The 17,188-nt window shown below is 28.5% G+C and carries 13 protein-coding genes; 11 read left to right on the top strand and 2 right to left on the bottom strand.

The window, feature by feature from the left end; translation table 11 throughout:
- Positions 1–17 precede the first annotated feature (17 nt).
- The 9 genes from ACTG45_RS12440 to ACTG45_RS12400 all read left to right on the top strand — a co-directional run bounded on the left by ACTG45_RS12440 (position 18) and on the right by ACTG45_RS12400 (position 12,895).
- A complete protein-coding gene (locus ACTG45_RS12440) occupies positions 18–1,937 on the top strand; it encodes a PTS fructose transporter subunit IIABC (RefSeq protein ID WP_479919080.1) in 1,920 nt (639 codons plus the stop codon).
- A gap of 376 nt (positions 1,938–2,313) precedes the next feature.
- Complete coding sequence (locus tag ACTG45_RS12435; protein ID WP_021385223.1) at positions 2,314–3,135, top strand: transporter substrate-binding domain-containing protein; 822 nt, start codon at positions 2,314–2,316, stop codon at positions 3,133–3,135.
- Positions 3,136–3,148: 13 nt separating this feature from the next.
- Entirely contained in the window at positions 3,149–3,817 is a 669-nt protein-coding gene (locus ACTG45_RS12430) for an amino acid ABC transporter permease (protein ID WP_479919079.1), read from the top strand.
- Between the two features lie 333 nt (positions 3,818–4,150).
- On the top strand, positions 4,151–5,677 hold the full coding sequence (locus tag ACTG45_RS12425) for an FAD-dependent oxidoreductase (RefSeq protein ID WP_479919078.1): 1,527 nt from the start codon (positions 4,151–4,153) through the stop codon (positions 5,675–5,677).
- A 26-nt stretch (positions 5,678–5,703) separates the two neighbouring features.
- Positions 5,704–6,261, top strand: coding sequence for a DUF2238 domain-containing protein (locus ACTG45_RS12420; RefSeq protein WP_021385210.1), 558 nt, complete (start codon positions 5,704–5,706; stop codon positions 6,259–6,261).
- Positions 6,262–6,624: 363 nt separating this feature from the next.
- The gene (locus ACTG45_RS12415; RefSeq protein ID WP_479919077.1) at positions 6,625–7,764 is read left to right on the top strand and encodes a hypothetical protein; all 1,140 of its coding nucleotides are present in this window, start codon (positions 6,625–6,627) and stop codon (positions 7,762–7,764) included.
- 110 nt (positions 7,765–7,874) lie between these two features.
- Complete coding sequence (locus tag ACTG45_RS12410) at positions 7,875–9,017, top strand: peptidylprolyl isomerase (RefSeq protein WP_021385262.1); 1,143 nt, start codon at positions 7,875–7,877, stop codon at positions 9,015–9,017.
- 458 nt (positions 9,018–9,475) lie between these two features.
- Positions 9,476–10,867: a peptide MFS transporter gene (locus ACTG45_RS12405; RefSeq protein ID WP_021385177.1), complete on the top strand. Its 1,392-nt coding sequence runs from the start codon at positions 9,476–9,478 to the stop codon at positions 10,865–10,867.
- A gap of 234 nt (positions 10,868–11,101) precedes the next feature.
- Positions 11,102–12,895 (top strand): aminopeptidase P family protein, encoded by a 1,794-nt coding sequence (locus ACTG45_RS12400; protein ID WP_021385127.1) that lies wholly within the window; start codon positions 11,102–11,104, stop codon positions 12,893–12,895.
- 82 nt (positions 12,896–12,977) lie between these two features.
- Here the strand turns inward: ACTG45_RS12400 and ACTG45_RS12395 are convergent, their stop codons facing one another.
- Positions 12,978–14,360, bottom strand: a complete 1,383-nt coding sequence (locus ACTG45_RS12395; RefSeq protein WP_479919076.1) for a peptide MFS transporter — start codon at positions 14,358–14,360, stop codon at positions 12,978–12,980.
- 255 nt (positions 14,361–14,615) lie between these two features.
- Here ACTG45_RS12395 and ACTG45_RS12390 point away from each other — a divergent pair, with 255 nt between their 5' ends.
- Complete coding sequence (locus ACTG45_RS12390; protein WP_021385151.1) at positions 14,616–14,963, top strand: cupin domain-containing protein; 348 nt, start codon at positions 14,616–14,618, stop codon at positions 14,961–14,963.
- 17 nt (positions 14,964–14,980) lie between these two features.
- A complete protein-coding gene (locus ACTG45_RS12385) occupies positions 14,981–16,015 on the top strand; it encodes a DUF6398 domain-containing protein (RefSeq protein WP_021385116.1) in 1,035 nt (344 codons plus the stop codon).
- A gap of 48 nt (positions 16,016–16,063) precedes the next feature.
- Here ACTG45_RS12385 and ACTG45_RS12380 read toward each other — a convergent pair whose 3' ends face one another.
- The gene (locus tag ACTG45_RS12380; protein ID WP_479919075.1) at positions 16,064–17,113 is read right to left on the bottom strand and encodes a PTS sugar transporter subunit IIC; all 1,050 of its coding nucleotides are present in this window, start codon (positions 17,111–17,113) and stop codon (positions 16,064–16,066) included.
- Positions 17,114–17,188: the final 75 nt, after the last annotated feature.

Below are 17,188 nucleotides of genomic sequence, written 5' to 3'. Positions count from 1 at the left end.
AAAGGAAATTAGGAATTATGAAAATTATAGATTTATTAGATGAAAAATCAATTAAGTTAAATTTAAAGTCAAAAAACAAGTCAGAAGCAATAGAAGAATTAGTTGAATTAGTTGCAAACAGTGGCAACTTAAAAGATAAAGAAACTTACAAAAAAGCTATTTTAGCTCGTGAGGAAATGAGTACAACAGGAATTGGAGAAGGTGTAGCTATTCCTCATGCTAAGAATACATCAGTTACTAAAGCTTGTATAGCAGCAGCAATATCAAAAGAAGGTATAGACTATGAATCATTTGATGGAAGCTTATCAAATCTATTTTTTATGATAGCTGCACCAGATGGAGCTAATAATACCCATCTAGAAGTATTATCAAGATTATCTACAATACTTATGGATGAAGATTTTAGAAACAAACTTATAAATTCAACTTCTGAAAAAGAATTTAAGGAAATAATAGATAAAAAAGAGAGAGAGAAGTTCAGCGAAGAATATCAAGATGAAATAATTAGTGAAGAAAAGATAGTAGATGTTAAAAATAAAAGTATTAATAAATATCCTAAAGTTTTGGCAGTAACAGCATGCCCAACTGGAATAGCACATACATTTATGGCAGCTGAAAGTTTAAGTAAAATGGCTGAAAGTAAAGGGATATCAATAAAAGTAGAAACTAATGGTTCAGCAGGTGTTAAAAATAGACTTACAAAAGAAGAGATAGAAAATGCAACATGTATAATAGTGGCAGCAGATAAAAATGTTGAAATGGCTAGATTCAATGGAAAAAAGGTCATAAAAACTAAGGTAGCTGATGGTATACACAAAGCAGAGGAACTTATAGATAAAGCTGTAAATGGAGATGCTCCAATCTATCATGGAGGAGAGATAAATCACAACGAATCAAATGAAGAAAGTGAAAGTGGATTTAGAAAAGTGTACAAACACTTAATGAATGGTGTATCTAACATGTTACCATTTGTTATTGGTGGAGGAATACTTATAGCCATAGCATTTTTACTTGATGATTATTCTATTGACCCTTCACATTTTGGCTCAAATACGCCAACAGCAGCCTTTTTTAAAGGAATAGGAGATAAAGCTTTTGGATTTATGTTACCTGTACTTGCTGGATATATAGCATATTCTATATCTGATAGACCAGCATTTGTTGTAGGTTTTGTAGGAGGAGCTCTTGCAGGTGATGGTGGTTCAGGTTTTTTAGGTGCATTACTTGCAGGTTTTATAGCAGGCTATTTAGTAGAAGGGCTTAAGAAAATATTTAGTGTATTACCAACTTCATTGGAAGGAATAAAACCAGTGTTATTATACCCTCTATTTGGAACACTTTTGATGGGTATTATAATGACATTTTTAGTAATACCTCCAGTCACAGCTATTAATAACGCAATGGTTGGATTTTTAAATGGTTTAGGAGGAACTTCAAAAATAGTTTTAGGATTAGTTTTAGGTGGAATGATGGCTGTCGATATGGGTGGACCTGTAAATAAAGCAGCATATGTTTTTGGGGTTGCATCACTTGAATCAGGACAATTTGAAATAATGGCAGCAGTAATGGCTGGTGGAATGGTTCCACCTCTTGCTATAGCTCTTGCAACTACATTTTTTAAAAATAGATTTACAAAAGAAGAAAGAGATTCTGGTAAAGTTAACTATGTAATGGGATTATCTTTTGTAACTGAAGGAGCGATACCTTTTGCAGCTGGAGACCCGCTTCATGTTATTCCAGCCTGTGTTGGCGGTTCAGCAGTAGCAGGAGCACTTAGTATGTTGTTTAATGCAGCTCTTCGTGCACCTCATGGAGGAGTATTTGTTATACCAGTAGTTACTCATCCACTTGGATATATATTATCTATAGCAATAGGTGCTGTGGTTGGAATGATGCTTTTAGCATTACTTAAAAAACCATTAAATCAAGAAGCATAGTAAATAAAGATTATTTAACAATTAAAAATGTTATGTTTTATAAAAATTAATATATTACTGAATTATTCTAAAGTAGGAAATTTATATAAAAGTGAACTTTGATATTCAAAGTTCACTTTTTGTGTAAAGGTATATTAATAGCTTCATAATTTTTAACATATAAGTTAAATTTTTTAACTAAACTATTAATTATTTATAGAAAATAAAGATAAATTTAGCAAAATAGTATTAATTTCAAAAATAAATAAATTATAAAGAAAGTATAGAAAAAAAGAATGTTGCTGTCGAATTACATAGAGAAAAGCAATAAAAAACCTTTTCAAATTATGATATTATGTTTTAGTAAGTAAAAATATAGGAAGAGGGAGTGTTATTTTTGAAATTAAAAAGTAAAAAAGTATTCTCATTATTATTGACATTAGTTTTAGGAACAACAATGTTAGTTGGCTGTTCAAGTAAAGATGGTGAAACTACAAAAGAAGATACTTCTAAAAAAGATAAAGGGACTTTAAATGTAGGTGTATCAGTAGAATATGCACCATGGTGTTATAAAGAAAATGATGAAAATAAAGGTTTTGAAATTGATGTATGGAAGGAAATATCAAAAAGAACTGGTTATAAAGTAGAGTTTAAAACTGCTAAATTTAGTGGGCTTATGGGCATGTTAGACGCTGGTAAAGTTGACACAGTAGCACACCAAATGTCAACTACTCCTGAAAGAGTAGAAAAATATGATTTTTCAGATACTTACGCATATAGTAAGTATAAGTTTATAGTACCAGAGGATAGTACTATAAGTAAGATAGAAGACGTAAAAGGTAAAAAGGTAGGGTGTGTTCTAGGTGGTAATGGAGAAAAAACTATAAGAGATTTAAATGAAAAACATAACTTAGGGATTGATATAGTTACATATGATGGAGTACCTATGGAAAAGGATGTAGAAAATGGAAGAATTGATGTTGCATGGCTTTCAGAAGTTAAAGCTAAAACAACTATAGAACAAGGTAAACTTAAATTAAAGGTTGCAGATATAGATACTGGTGTATATGAAGTAAATCAATATCCATTTAGAAAAGAAGAAAAAAGTAAAGTCATTATAGAGGACGTAAATAAGGCTATAAAAGCAATGCATGAAGATGGAACATTTACAAAATTATCTGAAAAGTGGTTTGGCTTAGACACAACTAAGGAAAATTAATTGGAGGTTAAGGATGCAAGTATTTGATTTTGGATTTGCAGCAGATATATTTCCATTAATATTAAAATATTTGACAGTAACATTTAAAATGTCTCTGTTATCTTTGGGATTGGGAATTGTTATAGCTTTACTCATAGCATTAATTGTAGATGCTAAAGTTCCTATTTTAAAAACAGTATCAAGAATATATATATCATTTTTTAGAGGTACTCCTCTTGCTGCTCAACTTTTCTTTATATACTTTGGTCTAATTCAATTAGTACCAGAACTTAAAGCATTGGAATCATTTTCAGCAGCAGTAATAGTAATTGGTTTAAATTCTTCTGCTTATTTTGCAGAGAGTTTAAGAGGTGCTATAACATCTGTAGATAAAGGTCAAATAGATGCAAGTCTAGCATTTGGAATGACGTATGTACAAACAATGAAAAGAATTGTCTTACCACAAGCTATAAGGGTTGCAATCCCACCTTTTACAAATACTTTTGCAGATATTATAAAAGGAACTTCTCTTGCTTTTACTATTGGGGTTACAGAAATTATGGCAGTTGCCCAATCGGAAGCAGCAGCAAGTTATAAATATTTAGAAGCTTTTACTTGTGTAATAGTAGTATACTGGATTGTAAATCTTATATTAGGTTTTGTTCAGACCAACCTAGAAGAAAGACTTAGTGAAGTATATTAAATATTATAAGAGATATTCATAAAATTGTGTAGATGTGTTTTGTTATTAAATATTACTGGAAAATTTGATTTCCAGTAATATTTTTTTGTAACTAGAAAAAGTTAATCAAAGGCTCTGGAATTTCTATTTTGTAAAATTTTTAGATTTTATACACTAAATTTTGCCATGTGTTCTTAAATGTATTGACTTAATTATATAGTTATTTCTATTTATATATTAAGTAATGTAACAGTTTATTTATTACAATAATATATTTATTTTTATGTTATTTATAATAAATAAACTTGATGATGGGAAAACTATTATTATTTAATATGTAAAGGAGTATTTTAAATGAACGAATCGTATTGGTTTTTAAATTCAAATCCAAAGGAATATAAAAAGTTAGGCGAAAATATAAAAGTAGAGTGCCTTATAGTAGGTGGAGGAATAACTGGATTGACAACTGCATATTTATTAGCAAAAGAGGGGAAAAAAGTAGCACTTGTTGAAGCTGATAAAATAGGATATGGAACTTCAGGAAGAAATACTGGTAAGGTAACTTGTCAGCATGACATATTTTATTCTAAGATAGAGAAAAAATATGGATTAGATAAAGCAAAATCATATTATAATGCAAATAATGAAGCTCTAAACTTAATTGAGCAAATAATAAAAGAGAATAATATCAAATGTGATTTTAAAAGAGAACCATCTTTTGTATTTACAGAAAAAGAAGAAACTATAAAAGACATAAAGGATGAATATCGTACATGCAAGAAAATAGGAGTAGATTGTGAGTATCATGAAACTATATCAGATATTCCATTAGACATAAAGGGAGCTATTAGTTTCACTAATCAAGGTCAATTTAATCCAAAGAAGTATATTGATGGATTAGCAGAAATGGCAGTACATTTAGGTGTAAAAATATATGAAGAGACACCAGTAGTAGATTTAGAAAAAGGGAAAATATGTAGAGTTAAGACAAGAGAAAATAATATAATAGAAGCTGAAAATGTTATAATTTCATCTCATAGTCCATGGTATGATGGGTTGAATTTTTATTTTGCAAAAGAATATGCAGAACGTGCTTACTTAATGGCAGCAGTTTTAGAAAATAAATTACCAGATGGTATGTTTATAAGTATAGATGACCCATCAATAACTTTTAGACAATATAATGATGGAAATGAAAATTTACTAATTTTTGGAGGAGGAGACCATAAAGTTGGTCAGGGAGGAACTGAAAAAGACATATTTGATGACTTAGAACATTATGGAAAAAAGATATTTAAGGTAAAAGATTTTAAATGCAAATGGTCAGCTCAAGATAATATGAGTTTCGATAATGTTCCTTATATAGGTTATATTAATAAAAGGGAAAATAATATTTATGTGGCTACAGGATTCTCTAAATGGGGAATTACTAATGGAACTGTTGCAGGAATAATAATAAAGGATTTGATAATAAACAGTAATTCCAATTATAAGGATACTTTTAATCCATCAAGATTAGGAAGTTATTTTTCAAAAGACTTTATAAAGGAAAATGCTAATGTAGCAATGAATTATGTAAGTGGAAAGTTAAAAATAGGTAGTGGAGATATGCCTAAAAATAATGGAGAAGGAAAGATTGTTAATATTGATGGAAAAAGGTATGGTGTGTATAAAGATGATATAGGAGATTTTTATATTGTAGATACTACATGTACTCATTTAGGATGTGAACTTAATTTTAATAGTGAAGAAAAAACATGGGATTGTCCATGTCATGGTTCTAGATTCGACTATAAGGGAAATATACTTGAAGGACCAGCTCTTAAGCCATTAAAGCTTTATGGACATGGTGATAATGATGTTAATCCTAAGCTATTATAGAATTGTTTTAGAAAGGTAAAGTGTGTATGAATAAACTTTTAAAACCAATAACTATATTATTATATATAGTATATGTTGTCTGTGCTATATTTTTTGCTATAAATAGGGCTTTTGGAAGTGTAGGATTAGTAGCAATCAGCTTAATTGGTACTTTTATACTTAGACTTTTAAATAAGCATAATGAAAGACTTTTAAGCAAAGAACTATATATTGTTCTTGCCTTATTTATAATGTTTTCATCATTGTTGGGAACTTGTTTTAATTTTTACGATATAAATTATTACGATGATTTTTTACATTTATGGTCAGGGATAATATCTAGTATTGTAGCATTTTCTATGATTAGATATTTTTATATACAAAAAGATATAAGCAAAATGAGCAAAATATTTTTAGTCATATTTGTATTTATGTTTAGTATGGGAGTAGCTAGTTTGTGGGAAATAGGTGAATTTTTAATGGATACTTTTATTGGCACTACGACGCAAGCTGGTGGATTAGAAGATACTATGATTGATATGATAGATGCTTTAATAGGTACAATTATAACTATCCCTTTTATAGTAAAAAAATCTAACATATAGATTTAAATTTTTTTATATTAATTATAATGGATTTGATTAATCATATAGTTTCAGGGTTTATATGATTAATTAAGTCCTTTTTTGTGATGATTATTAGATATATTTATTATGACTTTTAGTGTAAAAGATTTAAAAATACGATATTTTATAAAAACATGATATAATTACTATGAAATAAATGCTACATTGTAAGTATGAAAATGCATTAGATAGAAATTTCATAAGTGTACAAGTATAAAAAGTAATTTGTGTAAATAAAACTTTATAGTCATAGAAATATAAAAAATTAAAGGATTTATAGGAATAGTAAATATTTTATGTGATAATATAAAATAGTAGATAAAGTATTAGGAGGAACATTGAGTGTTAAAAAAGTGGTTTGGTATTATGAAAAAAAGACAAAAAAGTGATGCAGTAAAAGAAGAAGGTGAAATAATATTAAAAAACAAAAAAATATCGTCCGAAGAAAAGTCAATAGATGAAGAAGAAAAGACATTAATCAATAAAGACAAAACTATAAATAAAGAAGATGGAGTTTTAGAACAAGAAAGATTAATATTGAATGAAACATCATTTACAGAAGACGTAATGGCTAATATTGATAACGAAATATTAACTAAAGTGGAAGTAGTGGGTGATGATAATAAAATAGTAGAAAGAATAGTAGAGGAAGAGTGGTTAGTTAGCAAAAAGACTATAGAATCAGATGAAAAAGAAGTGTTTATTACTGATAAAAACATGAACTTATGTAAAAAAGAAGTTCAAATTGAAAGTGAAAAAACAAATTTAAAGAGATTTGAAGAATTTAACCAAAATGAAAGTAATAATATAGTAAAAGATATTATTGAAAAAAAAGAAATAAGTGAATGCTTGACAGAAGAAGATTTAGATTACATAAAAGAAATAAAAATAAAAAGAGGAAAAAGTATAAAAGCAATAAACTTGTATACTAAAGAAGAGAAGATTTTCGATACCCATATACAGTGTAGCAAAAGCCTTAAAATACCACTAGGATATATAAGAGAAAATTTAAAATATGGATATATGGATTACTTTGGAGATGCAATAAACTATTTAAGTAAAGTGTTAAATGTGGAAGAGTATTGTAAAAATGAATGGAGCTATTTAGAAAATAATAAATCTCCATCTGAGATATTTAATATTCTCAATGATAAAATATTTAGTACAAGACTTTCTGATAAAAAGAGAAATGAAATTTTGACCAATGATAAAATTGAAGCATTAAAAATGAATTATAAATTTGAATGTATCGATGAAGAATATGATGAATATTTTAAAAAATATAAGTCTATAATCAAAAGAGGTGGAAAGAAAAAGATTGAACTAGTAAATAAAAAAGGTGAAGTATTAGAGATATTTAAATCTTTAGAAGAATGTTCTATTTATTTACAAAAAGAAAAAAATGAAGTTATACAGATGTTAAAGTATGGAGATACAAAAGTAGGAAGAAATTTTATAAGATATAGTTTGAGAAATATTTAATTTCATTTTAAATTCATGAGAGTTTCATTTCTGATTCACACATTTAATATTATTTTAATGTAAAATAATAAAAGTGAAGTATTGTACAATCAAAATTAAGGAGGATATTAATGTCTGAAGAAAAAAATCCAAAAGAAAATACATTAGATGAAATTAAAAAATCAGATAATGTAAGTTCTAAAAAAGATGATGTGTCAGATAAAAAGAGCACTGACAACAAAGTCAAAAAAAGAGAAATAAAATTAAATAATAAAACACTTAAAGCAGTTGTAGCAATTGTAGCAGTAGGAGCTATATGCCTAGGTGGAGGTTACATTTCTGGCAAAGAAGCTGGAAGAAAGTTACCAGCTACTTCAAAACACTACAATAGTAATGAAGTAGTGGCTACTATTGGAGACAAAAAAATAACAGGTGAGATGCTAAGAAAAAGAATGGAGCCATTATTTTATTTGAATGCAAAGACTACTATGAGTGATGACGAAATACGTTCATATGAATCAAATATGATTGAGACTATGATTACATCTGATATACTATCTACTGAAGCAACAAAAGAAAAAATAAGTATAACGGATGATGAACTAGATGCTCAATATAATAATTTAATGACTAGTATAGAATCTGCAATGGGTATGACTAAAGAAGAGTTTTTAAAACAGTTTGATTTGACTGAAAAATATATAAAAGATGATATGAAAAAAGAACTAATAGCATCAAAATATTTAAATGAAAAAGCAAAAGTGACTGATAAAGAAGCTGAGAATTATTACGATAAAAACAAGAGCAATTATTTACAAGTTAGAGCTTCACATATTTTAATAAAAACTGTTGATGATAAAGGTAAACAAGTTAGTGATAGTAAAAAAGCTGAACTTAAAAAAGAGGCTGAGGAAATACTTAAAAAAGCTCAAGCTGGAGAAGATTTTGCCACTTTAGCTAAAAAGTATTCTGAAGACAGTAGTGCAGAATCAGGTGGAGATTTAGGTTTCTTTGGTAAAGGTCAGATGGTAGAGTCTTTTGAAAAAGCTGCATTTGCATTGAAAAAAGGCGAAATATCTAGCAAACTTGTAGAAAGTGATTATGGATATCATATAATTAAGAAAACGGATGAGAAATATCAACCTTTTGAAGAAATAAAATCAGATTTAGTAAGTAGTCTAACATCAGAAAAACAAAATTTACTTATAAAAAACTTAAAAGAAAAAGATAAAGTTAAAATTACAGATAAATATCAAATGAAAGCTAAACAATAAATTAAGTCAATTTATTAAAAAAAGAAAGTTTTGATATATAGATAAAAGCTATTTTAAATACTCCATATTGAGAATTTAAAATAGCTTTTGTTATTTTAGAATAAAAACAATTTACATATATGAATTGATAAAAAAATAACTTGCAAAAAACATTAATAGAAAATATTTTGAATTTGAATTATTTAAATGAAAATAAGTAAAAATCAAAAAAATAAATACAAAAAGAATCAAATATTAAAGATATTATTTAAATATATATATATTAATATTTTCGCCTGAAAATACTGTAAAAATAATATTTTTCATAATTTTAAAAATAATAATAAAAAAATGAAAATACTGATGATATTCTATTGAGTAAACGTAAAAAAGATGATATTATAAGTATGTACTAAAATGATTAAAGTAATCTTAGTACTAAATTTAACTATAAAAAACAATGAGGGGGCGTTTTTTTTATGTCAAATACAGAAAGCGTATCTAAAAAAGGTGGTCATCCTAAGAGTTTTTGGCTTATTTGCATGACAATTTTATGGGAGAGATTTAGTTATTATGGTTTAACAGCTTTATTGGTATTATTTTTTACAGCAAGCATAGCTCAAGGTGGTTTAGGCCTTTCTACTCAAGAAGCAACATCTATGTTTGGGTTATTTACAGGTCTTATATATCTTACACCATTAGTTGGTGGCTGGTTAGCAGATAAAGTTTTAGGTCAACAAAAATGTATTTCTATAGGTGCACTTTTAATAGCAATAGGTGACTTCGTACTATTCGCTTCATCAACATCTATTGCAATGGTTTGGGTAGGCCTATCAATAATCATTTTAGGAAATGGTTTTTTTAAATCAAGTTGTTCAAATATAGTTGGGGATATATATCCTAAAACTGATGTGTCAAGAAAAGATGCAGCATACAGTTTATTCTATATGGCAGTAAATGTAGGAGCATTTATAGCCCCAATAATATGTGGATTACTTTCTGACAATGTCTTTGCAGTAAGAGGAGCAAGTGGAGATATAGTATCTTATGGATATAAGATGGCATTTTTAATTTGTGGTATAGGTATGATGTTAGGTATGATTATATTTACACTTCTTGCACCAAAATTACTAAAAGAAATTGGAAAACATCCTGTTACTAAAGGAAATAAAGGTGAAAAAATTGAGTATGGACCACTTACTAAGTTGGAGAAAAATAGAATAATAGCAATGGTTGTTTTGTTTTTATTTGTGGTCTTATTCTGGACAGCATACTATCAAACACAAAGTTCGTTTATGATTTATGTAAGGGATAATGTAAATAGAACTATATTTGGATTTGAGATGCCAGTAGCATGGCTTACATCATTAAATGCTATATTATGTGTAGCTTTATGCCCAGTATTGGCAGCTTTATGGGTTAAACTATCTAATACCAAAAGAGGTGACTTTTCTATTCCAGTTAAAATGGGATTAGGAATGATAATAATGGGTGTTGGTTTTATAGTGATGGTATTTGCTACATTAGCTAATGGTCCAAATGGAATGGTGAAGGCTAGCATGTTGTTTATATTAGTAACTTATATATTTACAACAGTAGGTGAATTGTTTTTATCTCCTATAGGACTTGCGATGTTTAATAAATTAGCTCCAGCTAAGTATGCTACATTATCTATGGGAGCATGGTATTTAACAAGTTTCTTTGCGAGTTTATTATCAGGAAAGATTGCTGGATTTACGGCTACACTTGGTTTTTTACAGATATTTGGAGGAATAGCATCAGTATTAATAATATTTGGTTTAATATTGCTGGGAATAAGAAATATATTAACAAAATTAATGGCTATGGATTTACTAACAAAAGAAGAATAATTCATGCTGAATTAGTATAAATAAAGGAAATTACATTTAAATATAAAATAAAATGTAATTTCCTCTTTAATTATGAAAAAAAGCTTTACACAGATAGATATTATAATTAAAATTATAATTGTGATAATTAGAGTGTATAAGATTTATATAAATTATATGAAAAATATTTATGTAATAAACTTTACATACTTATATATTTAGTTATTCAAACTATTATTTTGAGGAGGTCTTATTGTGAATATAAAAGACAGATTAAGTGAATTAAGAAGACTTATGGAAGAAAAAAACATAGATGCCTATATGATTCCATCTTCTGATAATCATCAAAGCGAATATGTAGGAGATTACTTCAAATCAAGAGAATTTATATCAGGATTTAATGGTTCAGCTGGTACAGTTATTGTTACTAAAGATGAAGCTGGATTATGGACAGATGGAAGATATTTCATACAGGCAGAGTCTCAATTAGAAGGAAGTACAATAAAATTATTCAAAATGGGACAAGAAGGTTGCCCAACTACAGATGAATATTTATATACAAATATTCCTGAAGGTGGAACTTTAGGGTTTGATGGTAGAGTTATATGTGCTAGAGAAGGAGCTACATTAGCTGAAAAATTATCTAAAAAAGGAATAAAGGTAGAATACCAATATGATTTAATAGATAGTGTATGGAAAGATAGACCTGCTTTATCAGACAGTAAGGCATTTTTATTAGATGTTAAATACTGTGGAGAAAGCTTCAGTTCAAAATTAGCTAGATTAAGAGAAAAAATGAGTGAAAAAGGTACTTCTACTCATGTAATAACTACTCTTGATGATATAGCATGGTTATTCAATATAAGAGGTGGAGATGTTAAATACAATCCAGTTGTACTTTCTTATGCAGTAATAACTTTAAAAGAAGTTTACTTATTTGTTGATGAAAGCAAGTTAAATGAAGAAATATTAAATGAACTAGCTAAAGAAAATGTTCAAATAAAACCATATAATGATGTATATGAGTTTGTAAAATCTATAGACAAAGCTGAAAAAGTTTTAGTAGATGGAACTAAACTTAACTATGCTATTTACAATAATATACCTTGTGAAGTTGAGAAGGTTGATGAATTTAATCCAGTGATGTTCTTTAAAGCACAAAAAAATGAGATAGAATTAGAAAATATAAGAAACTCACATATTAAAGATGGTGTAGCTTTCACTAAATTCATGTACTGGTTAAAGAAAAATGTAGGTAAAATGGAAATAACTGAAATAAGTGCTACTGAAAAATTAGAGAACTTAAGAAGAGAACAAGAAGGTTTCTTTGAGCCAAGTTTCAATACAATTGCTGCATATAAAGAGCATGCTGCTATGATGCACTATAGTGCAACTCCAGAATCAAACTATAAGTTAGAAGCTGAAGGATTATTCTTAGTAGATTCAGGTGGACAATATTATGATGGAACTACTGATATAACTAGAACTACAGTATTAGGACCTATAAGTGATGAATTAAAATTACACTTTACTTCTGTAGCAAGAGGTATGATAAATCTTTCTAAAGTTAAGTTTTTACATGGTTGTAGAGGTTATAATCTAGATATATTATCTAGAAGTTGTATGTGGAATATGGGAATAGATTATCAATGTGGAACTGGACATGGTATAGGATTTGTGTTAAATGTTCATGAAGCACCAAATGGATTTAGATGGAGAGTAGTACCTGAAAGATTTGATAGTGCAGTTCTTGAAGAAGGAATGGTAACTACTAATGAACCAGGTATATATATAGAAGGTTCTCATGGTATAAGAACAGAGAATGAAATAGTAGTTAGAAAAGCTGAAAAGAATTTCTACGGTCAATTTATGGAATTTGAAGTTGTTACATTAGCTCCTATTGATTTAGATGGTATAGTTCCAGAATTAATGAATCAAGATGAAAAAGATTATTTAAACTGGTATCATAAACTAGTTTATGATAAAATATCTTCTTTCTTAACTGACGAAGAAAGAGAATGGTTAAAAGTGTATACTAGAGCTATATAGTTTGTAACTAAATATAATAAAAAATCGAGGTATACAATATCTCGATTTTTTATTACATTTTTATTCAATTTAGAAAAATTTCTTAATTTGATAATTCTACTAATTTTTTGTTCATTATAAGTAATATAATTCCAAAGAGTAATAAGAATGATGGTATCACTATGAATACTTGCAACATCCCAAGTTGGTCTATGATAGCTTGTGTATAACCAGACAATTTATTTGCAGCAAATTTACCTAAAAACCAAACTCCCATTAAAAATGAAATATATTTTTCAGGTGAAAGTTTATTTACCATACCATATCCAACTGGAGAAAAACAAATTTCTCCTATACTTTGGAATGTTAAAAATCCAACTACCCAAAACACACTTGCTTTATGGATAGAATTATGGTCTGTTCCTGTTTGTATAACTGCTACTATCATAAATAAAAACGCTATAGCCAGGAGTATAAATCCTAGACTCATCTTCTTAGGTACACTTAAATCACCTTTAGTAGTCTGAGATAGTTTTACCCATACTAGAGCAGATATAGGTCCAAGAATGACACAAAGAAGACCATTGTATGAATCTATCCATGAAGTTGGGATTTGAAAATTACCAACAGTAAGATTTATGTGTTCCTTTGTGTATAAGGCAATAGACATAGATGCTTGATTATATGCTATCCAAAAAAATACTGTAAAGAAAGCCAAAACTAATATTACTACTATTCTTTTTTTCTCAATTAAAGTTAATGGTTTTGAAGCGAGAATTTTTTTATATTCTAGCGATTTCTTTATAGATTCTTTCCCATCACTGAATCCGTTATCTAAAGATTTATAAAACTTTTTGTTCCCAACTATGAAAAATAATAAACCTATTAGAACAGTAATTGAGGAAAATAAGAATACATATCTATAGCCATACATACTTATAGAAGCACCACTTTTCATAGCAAACCATTCGTTAGCAACTAAACCACATACCAAAGGTCCAAATAATGTTCCTAAATTAGTAGCCATATATGTAATAGAGAAGGCTCCATCTTTTCTTGGGTCATCATTAGTATAAAGATTTCCGACTAAAGTGTGTAGATTTCCTTTATAAAAGCCTATTCCTAATCCAGATAAGAATATCATGATATTTATATCCGTTTTACTATCTGCTAAATATCCTAGGAAATAACCAATTGAAACCATTATCATTCCGAGTATAATACAGTTTTTAGGACCTAAAAATCTATCACTGACCCATCCACCAATAACTGGAGAAAAATAAGTCCATGCCAAAAAAGATGCAAGCATTGATGCAGATTCTGCTGGTGTTAATCCCAAACCACCTTTAGATACTTGTTCAGCTAAAAACAATAATAATACCAACTTCATACCATAGTATGCAAGTCCTACAAAGGTAAATATCGAACAACAGAAATATAAATCCTTAGGTTGTTTAAGTTTTTCTTGAGTTTTTGAAACTGACATATGTCTAGAACCTCCAGATAAAGAATTTAACAAAAATTTACCATACTATATGAGTATATGTTTTTTTAATAGAGACGTCAACTTAAGAGATAATTTAATTAAGTTGCAAGATATGTAAAAATAGTATCATTTTTATATATTCAGTAATATTTTTTTATGAGAATATATGTTATTATTATATTAAAATACAACATATTATGGAAAGGATATGCCAATTTAGTAGTTAGATTGATTGTTTGGCAGGTGGGATGAGCTATGATAAGAAAGAAATCTGAATTACAAGTAGAAGTAAAGGAAAATTTGAATGGTGGTATTGGAAAAGTTAGGCTTGAAAACATAATACAAAATGAAGAGCTTAAAGGAAAAGGAAGACTATTTAAAAGAATAGCTTTACCAGCAGGAAGTTCAATTGGTGTGCATGACCATACAACGGATTTTGAAGTATATTATATATTAAAAGGAAAAGGAAAAGTATTTGATAATGGGGAGTTTATAGAAGTTAATGAGGGTGATGTAGTGTATACAGCTGATGGTGCAAAACATTCTATAGAGAATATAGGAGAAGAAGAACTTGAATTTGTAGCGCTAGTTTTATATATGTAAAATATGGAGGAGGAGTCATGACAAGCAAGATAGAAGAAATTAAGGACAAGATAAATAGATTTTGCAACTCCAATTTGAATCAAGAATATAAAGATATAAGTTTTAAAATTTTGCAAAACCTTTTAGATAATAACAAAGAGATAATTCATTCTTCTAGGGCTGATATATGGTCTTCAGCTATACTAAATATAGTTTTGGAGCAAAATCTTTTATATAATAAGAAGCATCCATTACATATAACAAAAAAAGAATTTTCAAAACAAATAGGTGTTTCTTTAAACACTATAAATAATAAATCATCTTTGATAAAGGAAGTTTGTAACATTGACTTCTTAAATCAAGATACTATAGCTATTTCTAATGTAGAATTTTGGGTAAAAGAGACGAATTCTAAGACAAAGTCTATAGATTTAGATTTAGAAAAGAAGAAAATATTGTATAAAAGATATATTAAGCTATCACAAGATGCTAATAGTAATATTGAATCAATTAGGTATATGGAAGAAGCCGTAAATACTGGAAAAAGTATGATTACTAAAGAAGATAAAGAGCTTGGATTTTGGAAAGGTCTATCCACTAGAGCCTATATGATAGCGCTTGAATCTCTTGCTAGGAAGTTAGAAAGTATTGATAACTTAAAGGAATCAAAAAAAGTATTAGAGTATTTAATAGGAATTAATCCTAGTGATGAGCAGGGAATAAGATATAAGTTGTTAAATATATTGATTAGATTAAATGATAGGACTTCAATAAATAAATTATTTGAGCTTTATAAAGAAGAAAAATCTGCTACATGGATGTACAGCAAAGCTCTTTATTACTTTAAAAACAAAAATGTGTTTTTAGCAAATGACTCTATTAAGGTTGCTAAAAGTAAAAATAAGTATATCGGATTATATTTGTTAGACTGGCGAAATGCCTTTGGTAGAGAATTTGTTACAGAAGAAGAAAAGGCTGAAGCGGTATATTATTATGATGAAAATATAGTTCTTTGGAATGAAGTCAAAGGTTCAATAGATTGGTTGTTAAAAAAAATGTTGGAATTTTCATAAAAAAAACTACTCCTTACTTTTATATAAGTAAAAGGAGTAGTTTTTAATTTATACATCTAGTTTTAAATCTCCTGCTTTTATTAACCCTTTTTTTCTCATAAATTCTGAAATTAGTAAGGTTACAATAGCAGGAAGTATAAAGTTAAGTAAAAGTATACCAATCCACATAGTTGTACCTCCTTTTCCAGCACTTTGCATAGCAGTTACTGTTCCAAATTGTCCAACCAATCCACAAGTACCCATACCTGAGCCAATAGGAATATTCTCCATTTTAAATATTGTTGTAGACAATGGGCCAAGTAATATTGAAGCAACAGTAGGTGGTATCCAAATTTTCCAGTTTTTTATTATATTAGGAACTTGAAGCATAGATGTACCAAGTCCTTGTGCCACTAGACCTCCTACTCCGTTTTCTCTAAAGCTCATAACAGCAAAACCTATCATTTGGCAACAACAACCAACAGTTGCCGCTCCACCAGCAAGACCTCCTAAACTAAGCATCATACAAATAGCTGCACTACTTATAGGTAATGTAAGAGCTATTCCAACAAGTGCAGATACTAGAGCGCCCATTATTATAGGTTGCATAGTTGTAGCTTGCATTATTATGTTTCCAAATGAAGTCATAAATGCAGAAACAGCTGGTCCAATAAGTTGTGCTACAAGTACTCCAATTAGTATTGTTACAGCAGGTGTAACCAATATATCTACCTTTGTTTCTTTTGAAACTAATTTTCCAATCTCTACTGCAAAAAGTGTAGCAACAAATGCTCCAACAGGACCTCCCAATTCGTTACCACAAGCTCCAACAAGTGCACAAGAAAATAGTACAAGTGGAGGTGCTTGAAGCCCATAGGCAATAGCCACTGCTATAGCTGGACCAGTAACCTGTTTAGCAAGAGGACTTATAATTTCAGTAAAAAGAGAAATGTTGAAGTTGTCTCCTAATGTGTTAAAAATTGTTCCAATTAAAAGGGAAGAAAAAAGACCGAGTGCCATGTAACTTAACGCATCAATAAGATACCTTTGAACAGAAATTTCAATATTTTTTCTTTTAGCGAATGATTTGAAATCTTTTTTTTTGTAATTGATTTCCAATTTAAAGTCCTCCTCATATAATACAAGTATAAATTTCTTTTGAATTAATTATATAACTTTTTAGCTGACAAGACA

It is taken from the genome of Clostridioides sp. LIBA-7602 (genome assembly GCF_056688945.1).
Note: the sequence above shows the minus strand (reverse complement) of the source record. Positions and strands in the feature narration are given on the sequence as shown.